17 protein-coding genes are annotated in these 16,472 nt (G+C 62.0%); 10 read left to right on the top strand and 7 right to left on the bottom strand.

The window, feature by feature from the left end:
* The first annotated feature begins 132 nt into the window (after positions 1–132).
* The 3 genes from RHM69_RS26735 (at position 133) to RHM69_RS26725 (ending at position 3,150) form a co-directional block, all read left to right on the top strand.
* Positions 133–1,584 (top strand): mannose-1-phosphate guanylyltransferase/mannose-6-phosphate isomerase, encoded by a 1,452-nt coding sequence (locus RHM69_RS26735; protein WP_032903349.1) that lies wholly within the window; start codon positions 133–135, stop codon positions 1,582–1,584.
* 274 nt (positions 1,585–1,858) lie between these two features.
* Complete coding sequence (locus RHM69_RS26730; RefSeq protein WP_014716998.1) at positions 1,859–2,323, top strand: hypothetical protein; 465 nt, start codon at positions 1,859–1,861, stop codon at positions 2,321–2,323.
* A gap of 14 nt (positions 2,324–2,337) precedes the next feature.
* A complete protein-coding gene (locus tag RHM69_RS26725) occupies positions 2,338–3,150 on the top strand; it encodes an SDR family oxidoreductase (protein ID WP_197865385.1) in 813 nt (270 codons plus the stop codon).
* Here RHM69_RS26725 and RHM69_RS26720 read toward each other — a convergent pair.
* Positions 3,147–4,004 carry a LysR family transcriptional regulator gene (locus RHM69_RS26720; protein WP_014716996.1) on the bottom strand — a complete coding sequence of 286 codons (858 nt, stop codon included), beginning with the start codon at positions 4,002–4,004 and terminating at the stop codon, positions 3,147–3,149. The two genes, RHM69_RS26725 and RHM69_RS26720, sit on opposite strands and share 4 nt — an antisense overlap.
* Positions 4,005–4,115: 111 nt before the next feature.
* Between RHM69_RS26720 and RHM69_RS26715 the strand changes: the two genes are divergently transcribed.
* The gene (locus tag RHM69_RS26715; protein ID WP_200599130.1) at positions 4,116–5,303 is read left to right on the top strand and encodes an MFS transporter; all 1,188 of its coding nucleotides are present in this window, start codon (positions 4,116–4,118) and stop codon (positions 5,301–5,303) included.
* Positions 5,296–5,697: a nuclear transport factor 2 family protein gene (locus tag RHM69_RS26710; RefSeq protein WP_014716994.1), complete on the top strand. Its 402-nt coding sequence runs from the start codon at positions 5,296–5,298 to the stop codon at positions 5,695–5,697. The genes RHM69_RS26715 and RHM69_RS26710 overlap by 8 nt, the downstream gene beginning before the upstream one ends.
* Before the next feature lie 39 nt (positions 5,698–5,736).
* Here RHM69_RS26710 and RHM69_RS26705 read toward each other — a convergent pair whose 3' ends face one another.
* From RHM69_RS26705 to RHM69_RS26690, 4 genes are read right to left on the bottom strand one after another with little or no spacing between them, the layout of a single operon-like run.
* Positions 5,737–6,597, bottom strand: a complete 861-nt coding sequence (locus RHM69_RS26705) for an HlyD family secretion protein (protein WP_014716993.1) — start codon at positions 6,595–6,597, stop codon at positions 5,737–5,739.
* Positions 6,598–6,607: 10 nt separating this feature from the next.
* Positions 6,608–6,808: a DUF1656 domain-containing protein gene (locus RHM69_RS26700; protein WP_003188711.1), complete on the bottom strand. Its 201-nt coding sequence runs from the start codon at positions 6,806–6,808 to the stop codon at positions 6,608–6,610.
* The gene (locus tag RHM69_RS26695; protein ID WP_197865381.1) at positions 6,798–8,975 is read right to left on the bottom strand and encodes an FUSC family protein; all 2,178 of its coding nucleotides are present in this window, start codon (positions 8,973–8,975) and stop codon (positions 6,798–6,800) included. Before RHM69_RS26695 ends, RHM69_RS26700 begins: the two co-directional genes overlap by 11 nt.
* A gap of 10 nt (positions 8,976–8,985) precedes the next feature.
* Positions 8,986–10,497, bottom strand: coding sequence for an efflux transporter outer membrane subunit (locus RHM69_RS26690; RefSeq protein WP_038448975.1), 1,512 nt, complete (start codon positions 10,495–10,497; stop codon positions 8,986–8,988).
* Positions 10,498–10,678: 181 nt separating this feature from the next.
* Between RHM69_RS26690 and RHM69_RS26685 the strand changes: the two genes are divergently transcribed.
* From RHM69_RS26685 to RHM69_RS26665, 5 genes are all read left to right on the top strand, one after another.
* Positions 10,679–11,647, top strand: a complete 969-nt coding sequence (locus RHM69_RS26685) for a LysR family transcriptional regulator (RefSeq protein ID WP_038448973.1) — start codon at positions 10,679–10,681, stop codon at positions 11,645–11,647.
* Between the two features lie 84 nt (positions 11,648–11,731).
* Entirely contained in the window at positions 11,732–12,706 is a 975-nt protein-coding gene (locus tag RHM69_RS26680) for a 2-hydroxyacid dehydrogenase (RefSeq protein ID WP_200599129.1), read from the top strand.
* A gap of 135 nt (positions 12,707–12,841) precedes the next feature.
* Complete coding sequence (locus tag RHM69_RS26675; RefSeq protein ID WP_014716988.1) at positions 12,842–13,744, top strand: chemotaxis protein CheV; 903 nt, start codon at positions 12,842–12,844, stop codon at positions 13,742–13,744.
* 3 nt (positions 13,745–13,747) lie between these two features.
* Positions 13,748–14,230, top strand: coding sequence for a GNAT family N-acetyltransferase (locus RHM69_RS26670; RefSeq protein ID WP_038448969.1), 483 nt, complete (start codon positions 13,748–13,750; stop codon positions 14,228–14,230).
* Between the two features lie 108 nt (positions 14,231–14,338).
* Entirely contained in the window at positions 14,339–15,082 is a 744-nt protein-coding gene (locus RHM69_RS26665; RefSeq protein WP_019816937.1) for a YkgJ family cysteine cluster protein, read from the top strand.
* 71 nt (positions 15,083–15,153) lie between these two features.
* On the opposite strand, the gene RHM69_RS26660 is transcribed toward RHM69_RS26665, so the two are convergent.
* Together RHM69_RS26660 and RHM69_RS26655 are read right to left on the bottom strand one after the other, a co-directional pair.
* Entirely contained in the window at positions 15,154–15,936 is a 783-nt protein-coding gene (locus tag RHM69_RS26660; RefSeq protein ID WP_014716985.1) for a transporter substrate-binding domain-containing protein, read from the bottom strand.
* A 162-nt stretch (positions 15,937–16,098) separates the two neighbouring features.
* A complete protein-coding gene (locus tag RHM69_RS26655; RefSeq protein ID WP_014716984.1) occupies positions 16,099–16,332 on the bottom strand; it encodes a hypothetical protein in 234 nt (77 codons plus the stop codon).
* Between the last annotated feature and the right edge of the window lie 140 nt (positions 16,333–16,472).

Raw genomic sequence — 16,472 nt, 5'->3', positions numbered from 1 at the left:
GGTCTTGTAGGCGCCATCGCAGGCAAGCCAGCTCCCACACTGACCGGGGCTCAACTCAGGACCGAGACAAAAACAAGAGTGAAACGACAAACCTTCGTAGCTCTGACCCATATCGATTCAAGGAGAAACACCATGATCCCAGTAATCCTTTCCGGTGGTAGCGGCTCACGTCTTTGGCCGCTTTCGCGTAAACAATTCCCCAAGCAGTTCCTGGCACTGACCGGCGAGCACACCTTGTTCCAGCAAACCCTGGAGCGCCTGGTGTTCGAAGGCATGGACGCCCCCATCGTGGTCTGCAACAAAGATCACCGTTTCATCGTCAACGAGCAACTGAGCGCACGCAAGCTCGACTGCCAGCGCATCCTGATGGAACCCTTCGGCCGCAACACTGCGCCGGCCGTGGCCCTGACCGCGATGATGCTGGTCAACGAAGGCCGTGACGATTTGATGCTGGTACTGCCCGCCGACCACGTGATCGACGACCAGAAAGCCCTGCAACGCGCACTGGCCCTGGCCACCGTGGCCGCCGAGCGGGGCGAGATGGTACTGTTCGGCGTGCCGGCCACCCGCCCGGAGACCGGCTACGGCTACATCAAGTCCACCAACGATTCGCTGCTGCCTGAAGGCGTGAGCCGCGTGCAACAGTTCGTGGAAAAACCCGATGAAAAACGTGCGGTCGAGTTCGTCAAAAGCGGTGGCTACTTCTGGAACAGCGGCATGTTCCTGTTCCGTGCCAGCCGCTTCCTCGAAGAGCTGAAAAAGCATGACCCGGACATCTACGACACCTGCGTGCTGACCCTGGAGCGCAGCGAGCAGACCGCCGATACCGTGACCTTCGACGACGCCACCTTCGCCTGCTGCCCGGACAATTCCATCGACTACGCCGTGATGGAAAAAACCCAACGCGCCTGCGTCGTGCCCTTGGCCGCTGGCTGGAGCGATGTGGGTTGCTGGGCCTCGCTGTGGGCGGTCAACGATAAAGACGCCAACGGCAACGTGAGCAAAGGCGACGTGGTGATCCAGGACAGCCGCAACTGCATGGTGCATGGCAACGGCAAACTCGTGTCGGTGATCGGCCTGGACAACATCGTGGTGGTGGAAACCAAAGACGCGATGATGATTGCCCACAAGGACAAGGTCCAGGGCGTCAAGCAGATGGTCAACACCCTCAACGAGCAAGGCCGCAGCGAGACCCAGAACCACTGCGAAGTCTATCGTCCGTGGGGTTCCTACGACTCGGTGGACATGGGCGGGCGTTTCCAGGTCAAGCACATCTCGGTCAAGCCGGGCGCGTGCCTGTCGCTGCAGATGCACCACCACCGCGCCGAACACTGGATCGTGGTCAGCGGCACCGCCGAAGTCACCTGTGACGACAACGTGTTCCTGCTCTGCGAAAACCAGTCCACCTACATCCCGATCGCCTCGGTGCACCGCCTGCGCAACCCGGGCAAGATCCCGTTGGAGATCATCGAAGTGCAATCGGGCAGCTATCTGGGGGAAGACGATATCGAGCGCTTCGAAGATATCTACGGGCGCTCGACACCGGTTGAACGTGGCGTGTCGGTGAAAACTATCGCGCAGTAAAACAGTCGTACAAGAAGCCCTCGCCCAGCCCATTGCGTCCCCTATCCGCAGTGGGTTGGGTGGGGGCTTTTTATTTGGGGTTTGTGGTGACTGTACAGGCCTCATCGCAGGCAAGCCAGCTCCCACAGTTGACCGCGCACCCACTTTGGAATGCGGTCGAATGTGGGAGCTGGCTTGCCTGCGATGGCGTCTGCCCGGCCAACACAATGCTCAAGGTAACCAATCCCACCTAAGCTTAAGTTAGGATGCTGGTTCCCTATTCGAGGTGGTCTCCATGTTCTTCGGCGTTCTCCTGATCATCACCTGGCTGATCCTGCTGCTGCGCTACCCGGCCAAGGCGCTGCCGGTATCGTTGGCCGCTGCCGTTGGCCTGGGTTTCGTCGCCGTCTGGGTGGTATGGCTGGACAACCGCGAAGCCGCGCAATTGGCTCGCCTTGAGCTGCGCATTACTTACGCCCCACAGGAATGCCCGGCCGACCGTCCTTTAAAACTGACCCTGAACAACGGCAACGACGTGCCACTGACCGAACTGCGCTGGCGCGTCGCCGCCTATGCACCGGGCGATACGGTCAACCTGGCCGACAATGTCTACGCCGCCCCACGCTATCGCGGCCCCGGCGAGTTGCAGGCGGGCGCCACCTGGGATGACTGCCTGCCCACCCCGCCGCTGCGTCCCGGCTATCGCCCACAAACCCTGGAATTTCGCGCCGAGCACCTGCAAGGCAGTTTCTCGGACTGACAAAGGAATGATGCATGCCCAACGTACTGATCACCGGTTGTTCCAGCGGCATCGGCCGCGCCCTTGCCGATGCGTTCAAAGCCGCAGGCTTCGAGGTATGGGCCAGCGCCCGCCAACCCGATGATGTCGCCGCGCTTATCGCCGCAGGCTTTAATGCCCTACAACTGGACGTCAACGACAGCGCCGCCCTGCAACGCTTGTCCGAGCAGTGGGGCGAGTTGGATGTGCTGATCAACAACGCTGGCTACGGCGCCATGGGCCCATTGCTCGACGGCGGTACCGAGGCGATGCAACGCCAATTCGAAACCAATGTGTTTTCCATCGTCGGCGTGACCCAGGCGTTGTTTCCCGCCCTGCGCCGCAACAAGGGCCTGGTGGTGAATATCGGCAGCGTTTCCGGCGTATTGGTGACGCCGTTTGCCGGCGCCTACTGCGCGTCCAAAGCCGCTGTGCATGCGTTAAGCGACGCCCTGCGCATGGAGCTGGCACCGTTTGGCGTGCAGGTGATGGAAGTTCAGCCTGGTGCGATCAATACAAGCTTTGCAAAGAATGCCGGCGCCCAAGCCGAATTGCTGATCCACGAACAGTCACCATGGTGGCCGTTGCGCGAGGGCATTCGGGCACGCAGCCAAGCGTCCCAGGACAAGCCAACCCCGGCCAGTGAATTTGCTGCAGACGTGCTCAAGGCGGTGCAGCACGTGCGACCGCCACGCCTGTTGCGTTCGGGCAACGGCAGCCGCGCGTTGCCGTTGATGGCGGCGCTATTGCCCAAGGGGTTGTTGGAGATGGTGTTGAAGAAGCGCTTTGGTTTGAGTGGCAGCCTCTAGCCCTTCATAAAATCAATAAACGCCCGCACCTTCAGCGGCAGGTGCCGGGTATCCGGGTACATCGCGTAGACCCCTTGGGGGGCGAAGCGATGATCCGCCAGCACACGCACCAGCCGTCCGGCCTCCAAGTCTTCCTGCACCAGCCATTGCGGCAGAATCGCCACACCGTGGCCGCGCACAGCAAATGCCTGGAGCACTGCCGCACTATCAGCCACCAACGCAGCAGGCCCGGCACGGTATTGATGTTGAATGCCCGCTGGGTCGGTGACGCTCAGTTCGGTCAAGCGGCCATGGCCCAACCGGGGGATCTGCTCCAGCTCTTCCAGGGTCTGAAGCCCGGCAAACTGCGGTGCCGCAACAGCAAACACATCGAACGTCGACAACTGCACCGCCCGATGATTGGAGTCCAGCAGGCGCCCCAGGCGAATCGCCACGTCAAAACGCTCGGAGATCAGGTCGGCGTGGGTGGAGGATGTGGATAAGTGGATATTCAGGTCCGGGTGCAGGCGGCGAAAGGCTTCTACCGCCGGGGCAACGACGGCCAGGGCATATTCGACAGTGGTGGTGATGCGCAGCGTGCCCTTGAGCTGAGCATGCTCACTGCGGGCTTCTTCTACCGCCAGGCGGGCCTCTTCGAGCATGCGCGTGCAGCGCAGGTAAAAGCGTTCGCCGGCATCGGTGAGCGCCAGTTGGCGGGTGTTGCGGGTCAGCAGGGTGACGCCGAGTTCCGCCTCCAGGCGCTTGAGGTTGAAGCTGACCACGGCGCGAGTCTGGCCCAGCAGGTCCGCGGCAGCAGTGAGCGAGCCGGCCTCGACCACAGCCTTGAAAGTGTCAAAACGGTCCAGGCTGACCATGATGGACGCCCTCCTTTGTCAAAATATTTTTGACAAACTAGCAGGCAAACCGGCGTATCCCAAACCCTGCTTGCGGCCTACCCTGCCGGCTTCACTTGCAGGAACGCGTTCATGACCTACCGCTCGAAAGTCGCCTGGATCTTTTTATTGGGTTTTGCCCTGGACCTGGTGAACATGTTTGTTGCCACCGTCGCCTACCCGGATATCGCCCGCGAGCTGCACGCCTCGGTCACACAGTTGGCGTGGATCAGTAATGCCTACATGCTCGGGCTGACAGTGATCATCCCCTTGAGTGTATGGTTGGCGGCGCACATGGGCGAGCGCACCCTGATCGCTTCCAGCCTGCTGCTGTTCGCCGGCGCCTCGGTGATGGTGGGCCAGGCCGGCTCCATTGAGGCGTTGATAGGCTGGCGCGCAGTGCAAGGGCTCGGTGGCGGTTTGCTGATTCCCGTGGGCCAGGCCATGGCTTACCGGCACTTCCCCGCCGCCGAGCGCAGCCAGCTGACGGCGCGGGTGATGTCGGTGGCGTTGCTGGTGCCGGCACTATCGCCAGCATTGGGTGGGGTGATTGTCGATACTGTGTCATGGCGCTGGATTTTCTACGCCAACTTGCCACTGGCCTTGGTGACCCTGCTGCTGGCCTTGTTGTGGATAAAACCCGACGCGCCCACCCGCGTGCGCCCACCTCTGGACCTGAGCAGCATTTTCAAACAGGTTGCCAGTCCGATGCTGCGCGTGGCGATGCTCGTCTACCTGTGCATACCCGGGGTGTTTATCGGCACCAGTCTGATCGCCATCCTTTATGTGCGCAGCTTGGGCTATGACGCCACCCAAACCGGCGCGCTGATGTTGCCCTGGGCGCTGGCCTCGGCAGTGGCAATCTACCTGAGCAAAAAACTCTTCAATCGCTGCGGCCCCAAACCCTTGTTGCTGGCGGGCATGGCGCTGCAATGCGCTGGCATCCTGTTGCTCAACGAGCCCGCGCTGATTATTGCGGCCTACGTCTTGATGGGCCTGGGCGGCAGCTTGTGCAGCAGCACCGCACAAACCCTGGCCTTTCTGGATATTCCCGCCGAGCGCATGGGCCACGCCAGTGCGTTGTGGAACATGAACCGTCAAGTAAGCTTCTGCGTCGGCGCCGCCGTGCTCAGTGCAATACTGTCGGCCTTGGATTCCTTCGCCATAACCTTCACGATGGCGGCAGCTCTGACCCTGTTGCCGCTTTTCGCAGTGTTGCGCCTGGATGCTTCCAGAGTACGCACGCTGCTTCACCCTTGCAGCGAGCCCAAGCATGATTGACTACAGCGATTTTTTCGAAGAAGTGATCCAGACCCACGTCGAGATCGAGCAATGGTTTGCCGGGGTTGCGCCTCAGGGCACGCTGGAAAATCTGCTCGCGCGCTTCTCACCCGAGTTCAGCATGATCGCCCCCGCCACCGGTACACGGGTCAACAGGGCCGGGGTCAATGCGTTGTTTACGCGTCTGGGCGGGATGCGTCCGGGGTTGAAAATCACCTTGAGTGAAATGACCGGCATCGACCGCCATGCGCGCGGCGCCACGGTGACGTATCGCGAGCATCAGATTGACGACAGCGGCACCCAGACCGACCGCCGCGCCACGGTGGTGTTCGAGAAACAGGCCAGTGGCGCGCTGCTGTGGCGACACCTGCATGAAACCTTTATCAAAGCCTGACGCGGTCAACTGTGGGAGCGGGTAAGCCCCCCCCACAGTTTAGTTTTGTGTTGGGTTGACGATCACGGTGCAGGTAATCCCTGCCGCCAACAACACGCCTTCCGGCACTTCATCAATGTGAATCCGCACCGGCACGCGCTGAGCCAGGCGCACCCAGTTGAAGGTCGGGTTCACATCGGCGATCAGTTCACGGCTCTCGGGGTTGTCGCGGTCGTAGATGCCACGGGAGATGCTTTCCACATGGCCCTTCAAGGTCTCGCCGCTCATCAGCTGCATATCGGCTTTGTCGCCCACCCTCACGTGGGGCAGTTTGGTTTCTTCGAAGAAGCCATAGACCCAGAACGAGTTCATATCCACCACGGCCATTTTCGCTTCGCCGATACGCGCATAGTCGCCACGGTGCACGTTGAGGTTGGTGACGTAGCCGTCCACCGCCGCCAGCACACGGGTACGTTTCAAGTTGAGTTCAGCGGCCTCCAGTTGCGCCAGGGCGTGCTGATAATCGGCCAGGGCCGAGTCGGCGATGTTGCTGGCGTCGTCGCGGTTTTCCCTGGAGATCACTAGCGCGTCCAGGTCGGCGCGGCGGTGCGCGTTGACCTTGCGCATTTCCCAAGTGGCCTTGCGGGAGGCCACCAGCGATTGCGCTTGCTTGACGGCAATGCGGTAGTGCTCGGGGTCGATCTGCATCAGCAGGTCGCCTTTTTTCACCAACTGGTTATCGCGTACCGGCACGTCCACCACTTCGCCGGTAACGTCAGCCGCCACATTGATAATGTCGGCGCGCACGCGACCATCGCGGGTCCACGGCGTTTGCATGTAGTGCACCCACAACGTGCGGCCAATCCAGATCGCCAACGCCAGCACCAGCAAGGTGGCGAGCAGGCTGAAAAACTTTTTCATCGGGGCATTCTCAACGGTAGACGCTCAGCGCCAGGGCGCCGAACAGGCAAGCGAACAGGCTCAGGCGCAGCAGCGCCGGGTGCCAGAAGAAACGGTACAGGTCGAACCCGGCCAGGAAGCGGTCAACCGCCCAGGCCAGCCCCGCTGCGATCAAGAACATCAGGGTCATGGTCGGCATATAGATGCCGTGGAATGCAATTTCACGAGGCATTCGGGGCTCCTTTGAGGGCGGCCAGAGGCGATTGCGGGTCGAGCAACGAGGTGCGAATAAAGTGCAGGTAGCTCTTCACCCGGCGCAGGGCCGAGGTGTCGAAGTGCGGGGCGAAGGGTTCGTCGGTGGCCTGCACGCGGCTGATCGCATGGTCGACGGCAATCAACCCGCGCTCCAGGTTGCTGGCGCTGGGTTGCAGGAACAGCCGCACCAGCGAGCGTCCCATCACGCGGATCGCCTGGCGCCACGGCTGCGACTCGGCATACGCCGGGTGCACCGGCAAAATCGCCTGCTCCTTGCGCAGTTCGATGATCGCGTGGCCGACCTCCAGCACCACGAACATCCAGCGCAGCAAATCGCGTTGCACCTGCGGCTGGCCGGCCGCGAGGCCATACGCTTGGTGCAGCAGGTCGCGGGTGCGGCTTTCAAAGCTCGACGCCAGGCCCTTGAGCTTGCCGCTGATGGCATACACCACCTGCTCACGCAGGTCTTGCTCCAGGCGGCGCCACAACCAGCGGCTGTTGGGCGGCAAAATGATCGCCCCCGCCGCCGCGCATACCAGCATGCCGATGACCATGGCGATGTAGTCGTTGATAAAGGTGTAGGGGTTATAGACCGTGAGGTTGTCGGGCACCGAGCCGGTGCTGAAGAAGATCAACAGGCCCACACCCACACCGGCGTATTGCGGGCGGGAGGAGAGGAAGGCACCGAAGATGATCACCGGCGCCAGCATCACGCACAGCAGCGGGAAACCGTCGATCCAGGGGAACACGAAGAACATTTCGACAAAGCCGACCAAGGCGCCGATCAAGGTACCGCAGGCCATCTGGAACGCCATGCGCTTGGGGTTGGGCGTGGCAGCAGACAGGCCCACCGTGGCCGCCGCGATCAGGGTCATGGTGGCGCCGCTGGGCCAGGCCGTGGCCACCCAGTAACTGCCCAGCACAACTAGGATAAACGAGGCGCGCACACCGGCAGCGGCACAGGCCAGCCAGTTGGTCTTTGGCGTGTAGGCTTCGTGCCAATCCTCCCGCGCATGGCGATGATCGGCCAGGGACGCGTGGGTTTGCGCGTAGTTGTGCAGGTCGTCGACGAAGCGGTACAGCAGCTCGTAGGCAGTGTGGAAATCCAACTGCTCGGCGTCCGTCGGGTTGTCTTCCTGGAAGCTCGCCCGCAGGCTACGCACCTTGGCGGGCAGGCCGTCCTTGTAGGCGCTCAGTTGGTTGACCAGGCGCGCGGCATCCAAGCTGGTGAGGGCGCGGCCAGAGAAGCCGTCGAGCACTTCGGCCAGGTCTTGCAGGCCGGGCTTGATCGCTGCCACTACATGGTCGGCCTCATCGGCGCGCAAGCGTTCAAGCAATTGGTGCAAGGCGTTGAAGCGCGTGGTGATGCTCATGAATTCGCTGTTAAGGCGACTGAGCCGCCCGTTACGCCGACGCATGTGCGGGTCTTCGAACACGGTGACGCTGCGCAGGCCTTCCAGCCCCACGGCTTCGGCAATAAAGCGCACGTTGCTGGCCTCGAAACCTTCGCGTTGGCTGCGCCCGCGCAGGCCATCGGTCACAAACAGCGCGAACACACCGAAGCGCTGGTACAGCGCGTTGCGCATGGCGGCGCTGGAGGTCTGCGGCAGGATGGCGGCGCTGACCAGTGTCGAGCACAGTATCCCCAGGGAGATTTCCAGCACCCGCCACACCGCCGCCATGAAGGCGCCGTCCGGGTGGGCCAGGGCCGGCAGGCCGACCATCGCCGCGGTGTAGCCGGCGAGCACGAACCCATAGGCGCGAAAGTTACGATTGCGCGTGGCGCCAGCGGTGCAAATGCCCACCCAGATCGCCAGCGCACCGAGGAACAGTTCGGTGTTCTGCGCAAACAAAGCGATCAACAGCACCATCACCGCCGAGCCTGCCAAGGTCCCGAGGAAGCGATAGAAACTCTTGGCGAACACCTGGCCGCTCTGGGGCTGCATCACGATAAATACGGTGATCATCGCCGTGCGCGGTTGCGGCAGTTCCAGGCGCATCGCCAGCCACAGCGTCAGGAACGCAGCGACCAGCACTTTGAAGATATACACCCAGGTCACGCCATCACTGCGTGCCCAGTCGAAAAAACCACGGCGCCACTCAAGGGAATGCAGCCAGCGCAGCGGTGCAGGCAAGGGAGTCATCAAGGCCTACTCAGTGATCAAACACGGCGAGCGCCGCCGGAGTCTTGCTTGGGAGTGTCTTGGCAGCCGTGGGCACATCATCGCCAGCACCGAGGCCGCCGCCCAAGGCGGTCACTAGCTCGGCATGGGCGCTGAGGCGTGCCGCCTGCACCTGTTGTGCGATCTGCTGCTGGCGAAACAACAAGGTTTGGGCGTTGAGCACGTTGAGGTAATCAGTGAGGCCACGCTGATAGGCGATCATGGCGATGTCGTAGGTTTTCTGCGCCGAGGCCACCGACTGCGCGGCAAAAACCGATTGCTTGTCCATGGATTCGCGGCGGATCAACTGGTCGCTGATGCCCTTGAGCGCATTGACCAGGGTCTGGTTGTACTGGGCCACCGCGATGTCGTAGCCGGCACTGGCTTCACCCAATTGCGCACGTAGACGGCCGCCGTCGAAGATCGGCAAGGTGATCGCCGGGCCGACGTTGTAGTTGAATTTCTTGCCAGCCAGGAATTCCAGCATGCCGCCCCCAGTGGCCATGTAGCCAAGGCTGCCGACCAGGTCGACGTTGGGGTAGAAGCCTGCATGAGCCACATCGATACCCCGCGCCTGGGCCGCTACCTGCCAGCGACTGGCGACCACGTCCGGGCGTTGGCCGAGCAATTGCGCGGGCAGGCTGGAGGGCAATTTCAACGGCGCGGCGAGGGCCAGGGTCGGGCGCTGCAACTGCGCGCCCTCCCCCGGGCCTTTGCCGGCCAACGCCGCCAGTTGGTTACGGCTCAGGGCGATTTCCTCGTCCAGGGCATCCAGTTGGCGATGGGTTTCCGGCAGCGGGGTTTCGGCTTGGCTGACGTCAAAGTGAGTACCGATCCCGGCGGCCAGGCGTTTGTTGGCCAGGTCCAGGATCTGCTGTTGCTGGGCCAGGGTGGCGGCCGCGATGTCATGGTTGGCGTACTGCAACGACAGCTGGATATAGGCGCGCACCACGTTGTTTTGCAGTTCGAGCTGGGCCAGGCGCGCTTCGGCGGCGCTCATGTGCGCCAGGTCGACGGCGCGTTCGGTCGTGTTGCTTTCCCGGCCCCACAGGTCGAGGGCGTAGCTCAGGCCCAGGGACGAATTGTTGTCCCAGGTGTTGGCGCCGCTCAATTGGCCGGGGCCGTAGAACTGATCCTTCGGCCAGTTGTGACGCTTGAGGGTGGTGTCGCTGTTGACCTGCAGCGACTCGGCCGACTCGGCCACGCCGGCCAGCGCTCGGGCTTGCCGCACACGGGCGGCGGCCACGGCCAGGCTGGGGCTGTTGCGGGTGGCGAGTTCGACCCAACGGTTGAGCTGCGGGTCGCCGTAGGCCTGCCACCATTGGGCGGTGGGCCAGTGGGCGTCGCGGTCGGCGCTCTGGATCGCGGCGTCGGTGGCCAGGGTATTGGCGTTGATCGCCTGGCCTTGCGGGGCGATTCCTCCGGTTCCGATGCAACCGCTGATGACTGACGTTAAAGCCCAAACACTGAGAGTCTTCAGCTCTCTGCTGATGCGACGCGGCACGGCAAGCGAATTCCTGAGAGGGTGTTGCGGGAGAGGTGGCGCAATTCTAGGCGGCGCCAGGGAGGACGATAAGCTGGTATTCCTGTGAATCTTTGTTACCGTTCAGGCGATAATCCGTTGGTAGGGATCACTGAAAGCGTAACTTTCTGTCACAATTTGCTATCTCCCTTGAGAACACTCCATGGACACTTTGCAAAACATGCGCGCCTTCAGTTGTGTGGCCGAAGCCGGCAGCTTCACCGCCGCCGCCGTGCAACTGGACACCACCACGGCCAACGTCTCGCGCGCGGTCTCCAACCTTGAGGCCCACCTGCAAACCCGCTTGCTCAACCGCACCACCCGACGCATCGCGCTGACCGAAGCCGGCAAACGCTATTTGCTGCGCTGCGAGCAGATCCTCGCCTACGTCGAAGAGGCCGAGGCCGAGGCCAGCGACGCTCACGCGCGCCCGGCCGGGCAGTTGAAAGTGCACACCATGACCGGCATCGGCCAGCATTTCGTCATTGACGCCATTGCCCGCTACCGCCGCACCCATCCCGACGTGACCTTCGACCTGACCCTGGCCAACCGCGTGCCGGATTTGCTCGATGAGGGCTACGACGTGTCCATCGTGCTGGCCAGCGAACTGCCGGATTCAGGTTTCGTGTCCCAGCGCCTGGGCATCACCTACAGCATCGCCTGCGCCTCGCCGGACTACGTCAAGGCCAAGGGCTGCGCACAGCGGCCCCAGGACTTGCTCAACCATGCGTGCCTGCGCCTGGTCAGCCCAGTGGTCCAGTTGGACAAATGGACCTTCAACGGCCCTGAAGGCCAGGAAAGCGTGGCGATCAACAGCTCGCCGTTCCTGGTGAACTCGGCCGACGCGATGAAAACCGCGATCACCAGCGGCATGGGCGTCGGCCTGCTGCCGGTGTATGCCGCCATCGAAGGGCTGCGCAATGGCACGCTGGTGCGGGTGATGCCGACCTACCGTTCCCAGGAGCTGAACCTGTACGCCATCTATCCTTCGCGCCAATACCTGGATGCGAAGATCAAGACCTGGGTGGAATACCTGCGCGGTTCGTTGCCGGAAATTCTGGCGGCGCACCAAGCGGAGTTGGTGGCGTATGAGTTGAGCGGTGGTGTGGGTGGCGTGCGGATGGCGAACTGATTTTGGCATGCTGCTTCCCCACCCCCTATAAATTCATTGTGGGAGCATGCAAGCCAGCTCCCACATGTTGAGTGGAGTTCTGCAATGAAAAAGACTGTCCTGGCCTTCAGCCGTATCACCCCGCCCATGATCGAACGCCTGCAACAGGATTTCGAGGTGATCGTGCCCAACCCCAAACTGGGTGACATCAACGCACAGTTCAACGAAGCCCTGCCCCATGCCCATGGCTTGATCGGCGTGGGCCGCAAGCTGGGCCGCGAGCAGCTTGAAAGCGCGAGCAAGCTGGAGGTGGTGTCCAGCGTGTCGGTGGGCTACGACAACTACGACGTGCCGTACTTCAACGAGCGCGGGATCCTGCTCACCAACACCCCCGATGTGCTCACCGAGAGCACTGCCGACCTGGCCTTTGCGTTGCTGATGAGCAGCGCCCGCCGCGTGGCCGAATTGGACGCCTGGACCAAGGCCGGCCAATGGAAAGCCAGCGTGGGCGCGCCTTTGTTTGGTTGCGATGTGCACGGCAAGACCCTGGGCATTGTCGGCATGGGCAATATCGGCGCAGCCGTGGCCCGGCGTGGGCGCCTGGGCTTCAACATGCCGATCATTTACAGCGGCAATAGCCGCAAGACCGCGCTGGAGCAGGAACTGGGCGCGCAGTTTCGCAGCCTGGAGCAGTTGCTGGCCGAGGCGGATTTCGTCTGCCTGGTGGTGCCGTTGAGCGACAAGACCCATCACCTGATCAGCACTCGGGAGCTGGCGTTGATGAAGCCCAGCGCGATTCTGATCAATATTTCCCGTGGGCCGGTGGTGGATGAGCCAGCGCTGGTCGAAGCCCTGCAAACCCAACGCATTCGTGGCGCCGGGCTGGATGTGTATGAAAAGGAACCGCTGGCTGAATCGCCGTTGTTCCAGCTGAGCAATGCGGTGACCCTGCCGCATATTGGTTCGGCCACCGGTGAAACCCGCGAAGCCATGGCCAACCGCGCCGTGGACAACCTGCGCAGCGCCCTGCTGGGCCAACGCCCGCAGGATCTGGTGAACCCCCAGGCCTGGAAGGGCTGATACTGGACTTAATGTGGGAGCTGGCTTGCCAGCGCCCACATAAACAGTGCCCGACACAAAAATCCGGTTAAAGCCCAGGCCAGCCAAGTCGATAACTCTCTATAGATCGTCATCCCTGATCCACAGAAGGTTTTTATGTCCACCACCAAAGCCCGCGCAGACTCACTCTCGCTTCTGCTCTTTACCTTGCGCAGCGGCAAGCTGATGGCCATCAACCTGTTGAAAGTCAGTGAGATCATCCCCTGCCCGCCGTTGACCAAGCTGCCGGAGTCCCACCCGCACGTCAAAGGCATAGCCACCTTGCGCGGCGCTTCGTTGTCGGTGATCGACTTGAGCCGCGCCCTGGGTGAAATGCCTTTGCAAGACCCGGACGGCGGCTGCCTGATCGTCACCGATGTCAGCCGTTCCAAGCAGGGCCTGCATGTTCAGGCGGTGAGCAAGATCGTGCATTGCCTGACCACCGATATCCGCCCGCCGCCCTACGGCTCCGGCGGCAATCGGGCGTTTATCACCGGTGTGACCCAGGTGGAAGGTGGCCTGGTGCAGGTGCTGGATATCGAGAAAGTCATCCATGGCATCGCCCCGGCACCGATTGAAGCGGCGCCGACCGACCTGACCATGGAAGAAGCCGAAGTGCTGGGCAACGCCCGCATCCTGGTGGTGGACGACAGCCAGGTGGCTTTGCAGCAATCGGTACACACCCTGCGCAACCTCGGCCTGACCTGCCACACCGCCCGCAGCGCCAAGGAAGCCATCGACGTGTTGCTGGAACTGCAAGGCACGGTTGAACAGATCAACGTGGTGGTGTCGGACATCGAGATGTCTGAGATGGACGGCTACGCCCTCACCCGCACCCTGCGCGAAACCCCGGATTTCAAGGACCTCTATGTGCTGTTGCACACCTCTCTGGACAGTGCGATGAACAGCGAAAAAGCGCGCCTGGCCGGCGCCGACTCGGTGCTCACCAAGTTCTCATCCCCAGAGCTGACCAAATGCCTGGTGGTCGCCGCGCAAACCGTGGCGCAAAAGGGGCTGTAAGCCTTGGCCGAGTATTACCAGTTGCTGCGTCGCGACCTCACCGGCAGCCTGCCCGCCCCGCAGTGGCCAGCGAATACCCGGCTGGATCATTATCGCGATGAGCTAGCTCCGGCGATCCATGCCGTGCTGCGCATGACCCAGGACCAGGGCGGCGGCCGTGTCGGCCACCTGGAGGAGTGGCGCCAGCAGTTCGTCACCGATGCCGACTACGACCCGACGCTGTGTCTGGTGGCGAGTAACCGCGACGGTATTCTCGCAGTGGCACAATGCTGGACCAGCGCCTTTATCAAGAACCTGGCCGTACACCCCTGTGCCCAAGGCCAAGGGCTGGGCCGCGCCTTGCTGCTGCACAGCTTCCAGGTGTTCAAGCAGCGCAGCGAACCCTATGTGGACCTCAAGGTGCTGGAGAGCAACCTGCGCGCCCGGCAACTGTACGAAAGTGCGGGCATGCGGTTTGTGCTGCGCGACGTCGTATCCAAGGGCTGATCCTCACTGGCGCATAACTTGCTTCCAGAGCCCCTGAGCGGTAGATAGAGGTAAAAACCCGTCACCCCTCAAGCGTGCCCTCTGACCTTGCCTGGTGACAGATCCGCCATGAACACACACTTTTCCTGCGTCGGTTGCGGTAAATGCTGCAGCGACCATCACGTGCCCCTGACCCTCGAAGAAGCCCGCAGTTGGGCGGCGGACGGTGGCAACGTCATCGTTCTGGTCGAGGGCTTTCTTGGCAATGGCCTGGGCCTACCCCTGCAACAACGGGAACACGCCGAGCGCCGCTCAGTGGTCGTGCCCAGCGGCAATACCGAGGCGTTTGTGGCAATTACCTTTGCCGCCTACAACGCCGGACGCTGCCGGAATCTTGACGAAGACAACCGCTGCCGCATCTACGAACGGCGCCCGCTGGTGTGCCGCATCTACCCGATGGAGATCAACCCGCATATCCCGCTGAACCCAAGCGCCAAGGACTGCCCGCCCGAATCCTGGGAGCAAGGCCCCGCGCTGATCGTCGGTGGCGAGTTGATGGACGCACAACTGGCCGAACTGATTCGCCGCTCACGCCAGGCCGACCGTGATGACGTGCAGACCAAAGAAGCGGTGTGCGCGTTGCTCGGCATCCGCACGACCGCGCTCAAGGGCGACGGGTTTACCGCGTACTTGCCGGATATGCAGGCGTTTGCCCAGGCCATTGAACAGGCGGTTGAACAGCCGGCGGTGACCAATGAATGGGTGTTTCATGTGTCCGGGATGGACGTCGCCGAACAGGTGCTGGATGCCGGAGCGCAAATTGCCACTGAGGTGCCAGCCAATTATGCGTTTATCTCGTTGAGGGCGGCTTAAGCCGCTGCGGCCTCATGACGGTATGGGTATCTAATTCAACTTCGGGTGCAAAGCTGCACACCCATTAGCGCTCATGGACGGGCGGGCAATACACCGAGGCGATAGGGCTGGAGGATGCGTTGGTATTCGCCATTCTGCATCAGTTGCTCAAGCGCATGATTAAGCTCATTACGCAACGCGGTATCGGTTTTTCGCACCGCGATCGCCACGCTATTACCCAGCAGGCCAGACGACACAGGCGGGCCCATGAAGTCGAAGTCCAGGCCATCGGCCGTGTCGAGCAGGGCTTCACGGATCTCCACGACGCCTTGCAGGGTCGCATCGATATCGCCCGAAACCAGGCTCTGCACCAGTTGGTCGTTCAGCCAAAAACTCCTAATGATCACTCCCGCCGGCGCCCACTGCGACAGGGCGTAGGCTTCACGATTACTGCGCACCAACACCCCGACCCGCTTGCCCTTGAGCAAGCGCCGATCAGGGCGCAGGCCTGAGGTTTTACGCGCCACCAGCCGCGTGGTGATCGGGTAGAGGTCATCGGTGAAACTCACCCGTTTGCGCCGACGACAGGTGGGCGCCATGCCCATGATCGCGTCGAACTGCCTGGCTTCAAGGGCCGGGAAGTTTTCCATCACGACCTGGTCGACCCAGGTACAGCGCACGTTGAGCTGCTCGCAGAGGGCATTGCCCAGTTCGATATTCAGCCCCACCAATTGCCCTTGGGAATTGCGGCTTTGAAATGGCGGGAAATGCGCGGCAACGGCGAAACGGATTTCACGCCGCGGTTGCACGTCGACGGCAACCGCAGTCGACGAGAGCAAGAGGACGAGCACCGCACAGAGGTGTATCAGGGCCACGGGAATGTCCTTTTCCGGAAAGCTGACTCACCACGCCCCGATGAGCGTCATCGGGACGAAGCAAACGCTGTGCAAGCTTTCAAGAATCGGTCGCGGACCTACAAGCAGAAATTTCTACGGGCAATGTAGGTAACAGCCTATAACGCACCTACGGTTTTAATCTCAGCGTTTACCCATGGACCGGCGAGTGCCCGGAGGCGCCATGCCCGGCGTCTTGGTATGGCCGTTCTTGGCGCCGCCTTTGTACCAGGGCTGGCTGGCATTCTTGGCGCCAGCCAGCTCGCCCGGTTTGAAGGGGAACTTAAACGCCGGGATCTCGGTTTTTTCAACGCCGTCGGCGGTGGCCGAATCGACGAGGTCAGCCGCGTCGACAGGGGGTTGGGTTGGGGAAGTCATAGGGGCTCCGGCGCAGCTATAGGTGTAAAAGCGCGAGTATACGGGGGCAAAGCGGCAAGCGGTAAGCTTCAAGCCACAAGTAAAACGCGCTAGCTGTCGCGGCTGTCAGTTTCGCGTCACCGTGCTGACCGTATTACCGG

The organism is Pseudomonas sp. CCI1.1 (assembly GCF_034348165.1).
Taxonomy (GTDB): Bacteria; Pseudomonadota; Gammaproteobacteria; order Pseudomonadales; family Pseudomonadaceae; genus Aquipseudomonas; species Aquipseudomonas paracarnis.
Note: the sequence above shows the minus strand (reverse complement) of the source record. Positions and strands in the feature narration are given on the sequence as shown.

Excerpts from the sequence above, each read along its gene's own strand:
- RHM69_RS26725 (WP_197865385.1), top strand. The coding sequence starts at position 2,338 with ATGCCCAACGTACTGATCACCGGTTGTTCCAGCGGCATCGGCCGCGCC.
- RHM69_RS26665 (WP_019816937.1), top strand. The coding sequence starts at position 14,339 with ATGAACACACACTTTTCCTGCGTCGGTTGCGGTAAATGCTGCAGCGAC.
- RHM69_RS26715 (WP_200599130.1), top strand. The coding sequence starts at position 4,116 with ATGACCTACCGCTCGAAAGTCGCCTGGATCTTTTTATTGGGTTTTGCC.
- RHM69_RS26730 (WP_014716998.1), top strand. The coding sequence starts at position 1,859 with ATGTTCTTCGGCGTTCTCCTGATCATCACCTGGCTGATCCTGCTGCTG.
- RHM69_RS26655 (WP_014716984.1), bottom strand. The coding sequence starts at position 16,332 with ATGACTTCCCCAACCCAACCCCCTGTCGACGCGGCTGACCTCGTCGAT.
- RHM69_RS26720 (WP_014716996.1), bottom strand. The coding sequence starts at position 4,004 with ATGGTCAGCCTGGACCGTTTTGACACTTTCAAGGCTGTGGTCGAGGCC.
- RHM69_RS26695 (WP_197865381.1), bottom strand. The coding sequence starts at position 8,975 with ATGACTCCCTTGCCTGCACCGCTGCGCTGGCTGCATTCCCTTGAGTGG.
- RHM69_RS26710 (WP_014716994.1), top strand. The coding sequence starts at position 5,296 with ATGATTGACTACAGCGATTTTTTCGAAGAAGTGATCCAGACCCACGTC.
- RHM69_RS26705 (WP_014716993.1), bottom strand. The coding sequence starts at position 6,597 with ATGAAAAAGTTTTTCAGCCTGCTCGCCACCTTGCTGGTGCTGGCGTTG.
- RHM69_RS26685 (WP_038448973.1), top strand. The coding sequence starts at position 10,679 with ATGGACACTTTGCAAAACATGCGCGCCTTCAGTTGTGTGGCCGAAGCC.
- RHM69_RS26735 (WP_032903349.1), top strand. The coding sequence starts at position 133 with ATGATCCCAGTAATCCTTTCCGGTGGTAGCGGCTCACGTCTTTGGCCG.
- RHM69_RS26700 (WP_003188711.1), bottom strand. The coding sequence starts at position 6,808 with ATGCCTCGTGAAATTGCATTCCACGGCATCTATATGCCGACCATGACC.
- RHM69_RS26680 (WP_200599129.1), top strand. The coding sequence starts at position 11,732 with ATGAAAAAGACTGTCCTGGCCTTCAGCCGTATCACCCCGCCCATGATC.
- RHM69_RS26675 (WP_014716988.1), top strand. The coding sequence starts at position 12,842 with ATGTCCACCACCAAAGCCCGCGCAGACTCACTCTCGCTTCTGCTCTTT.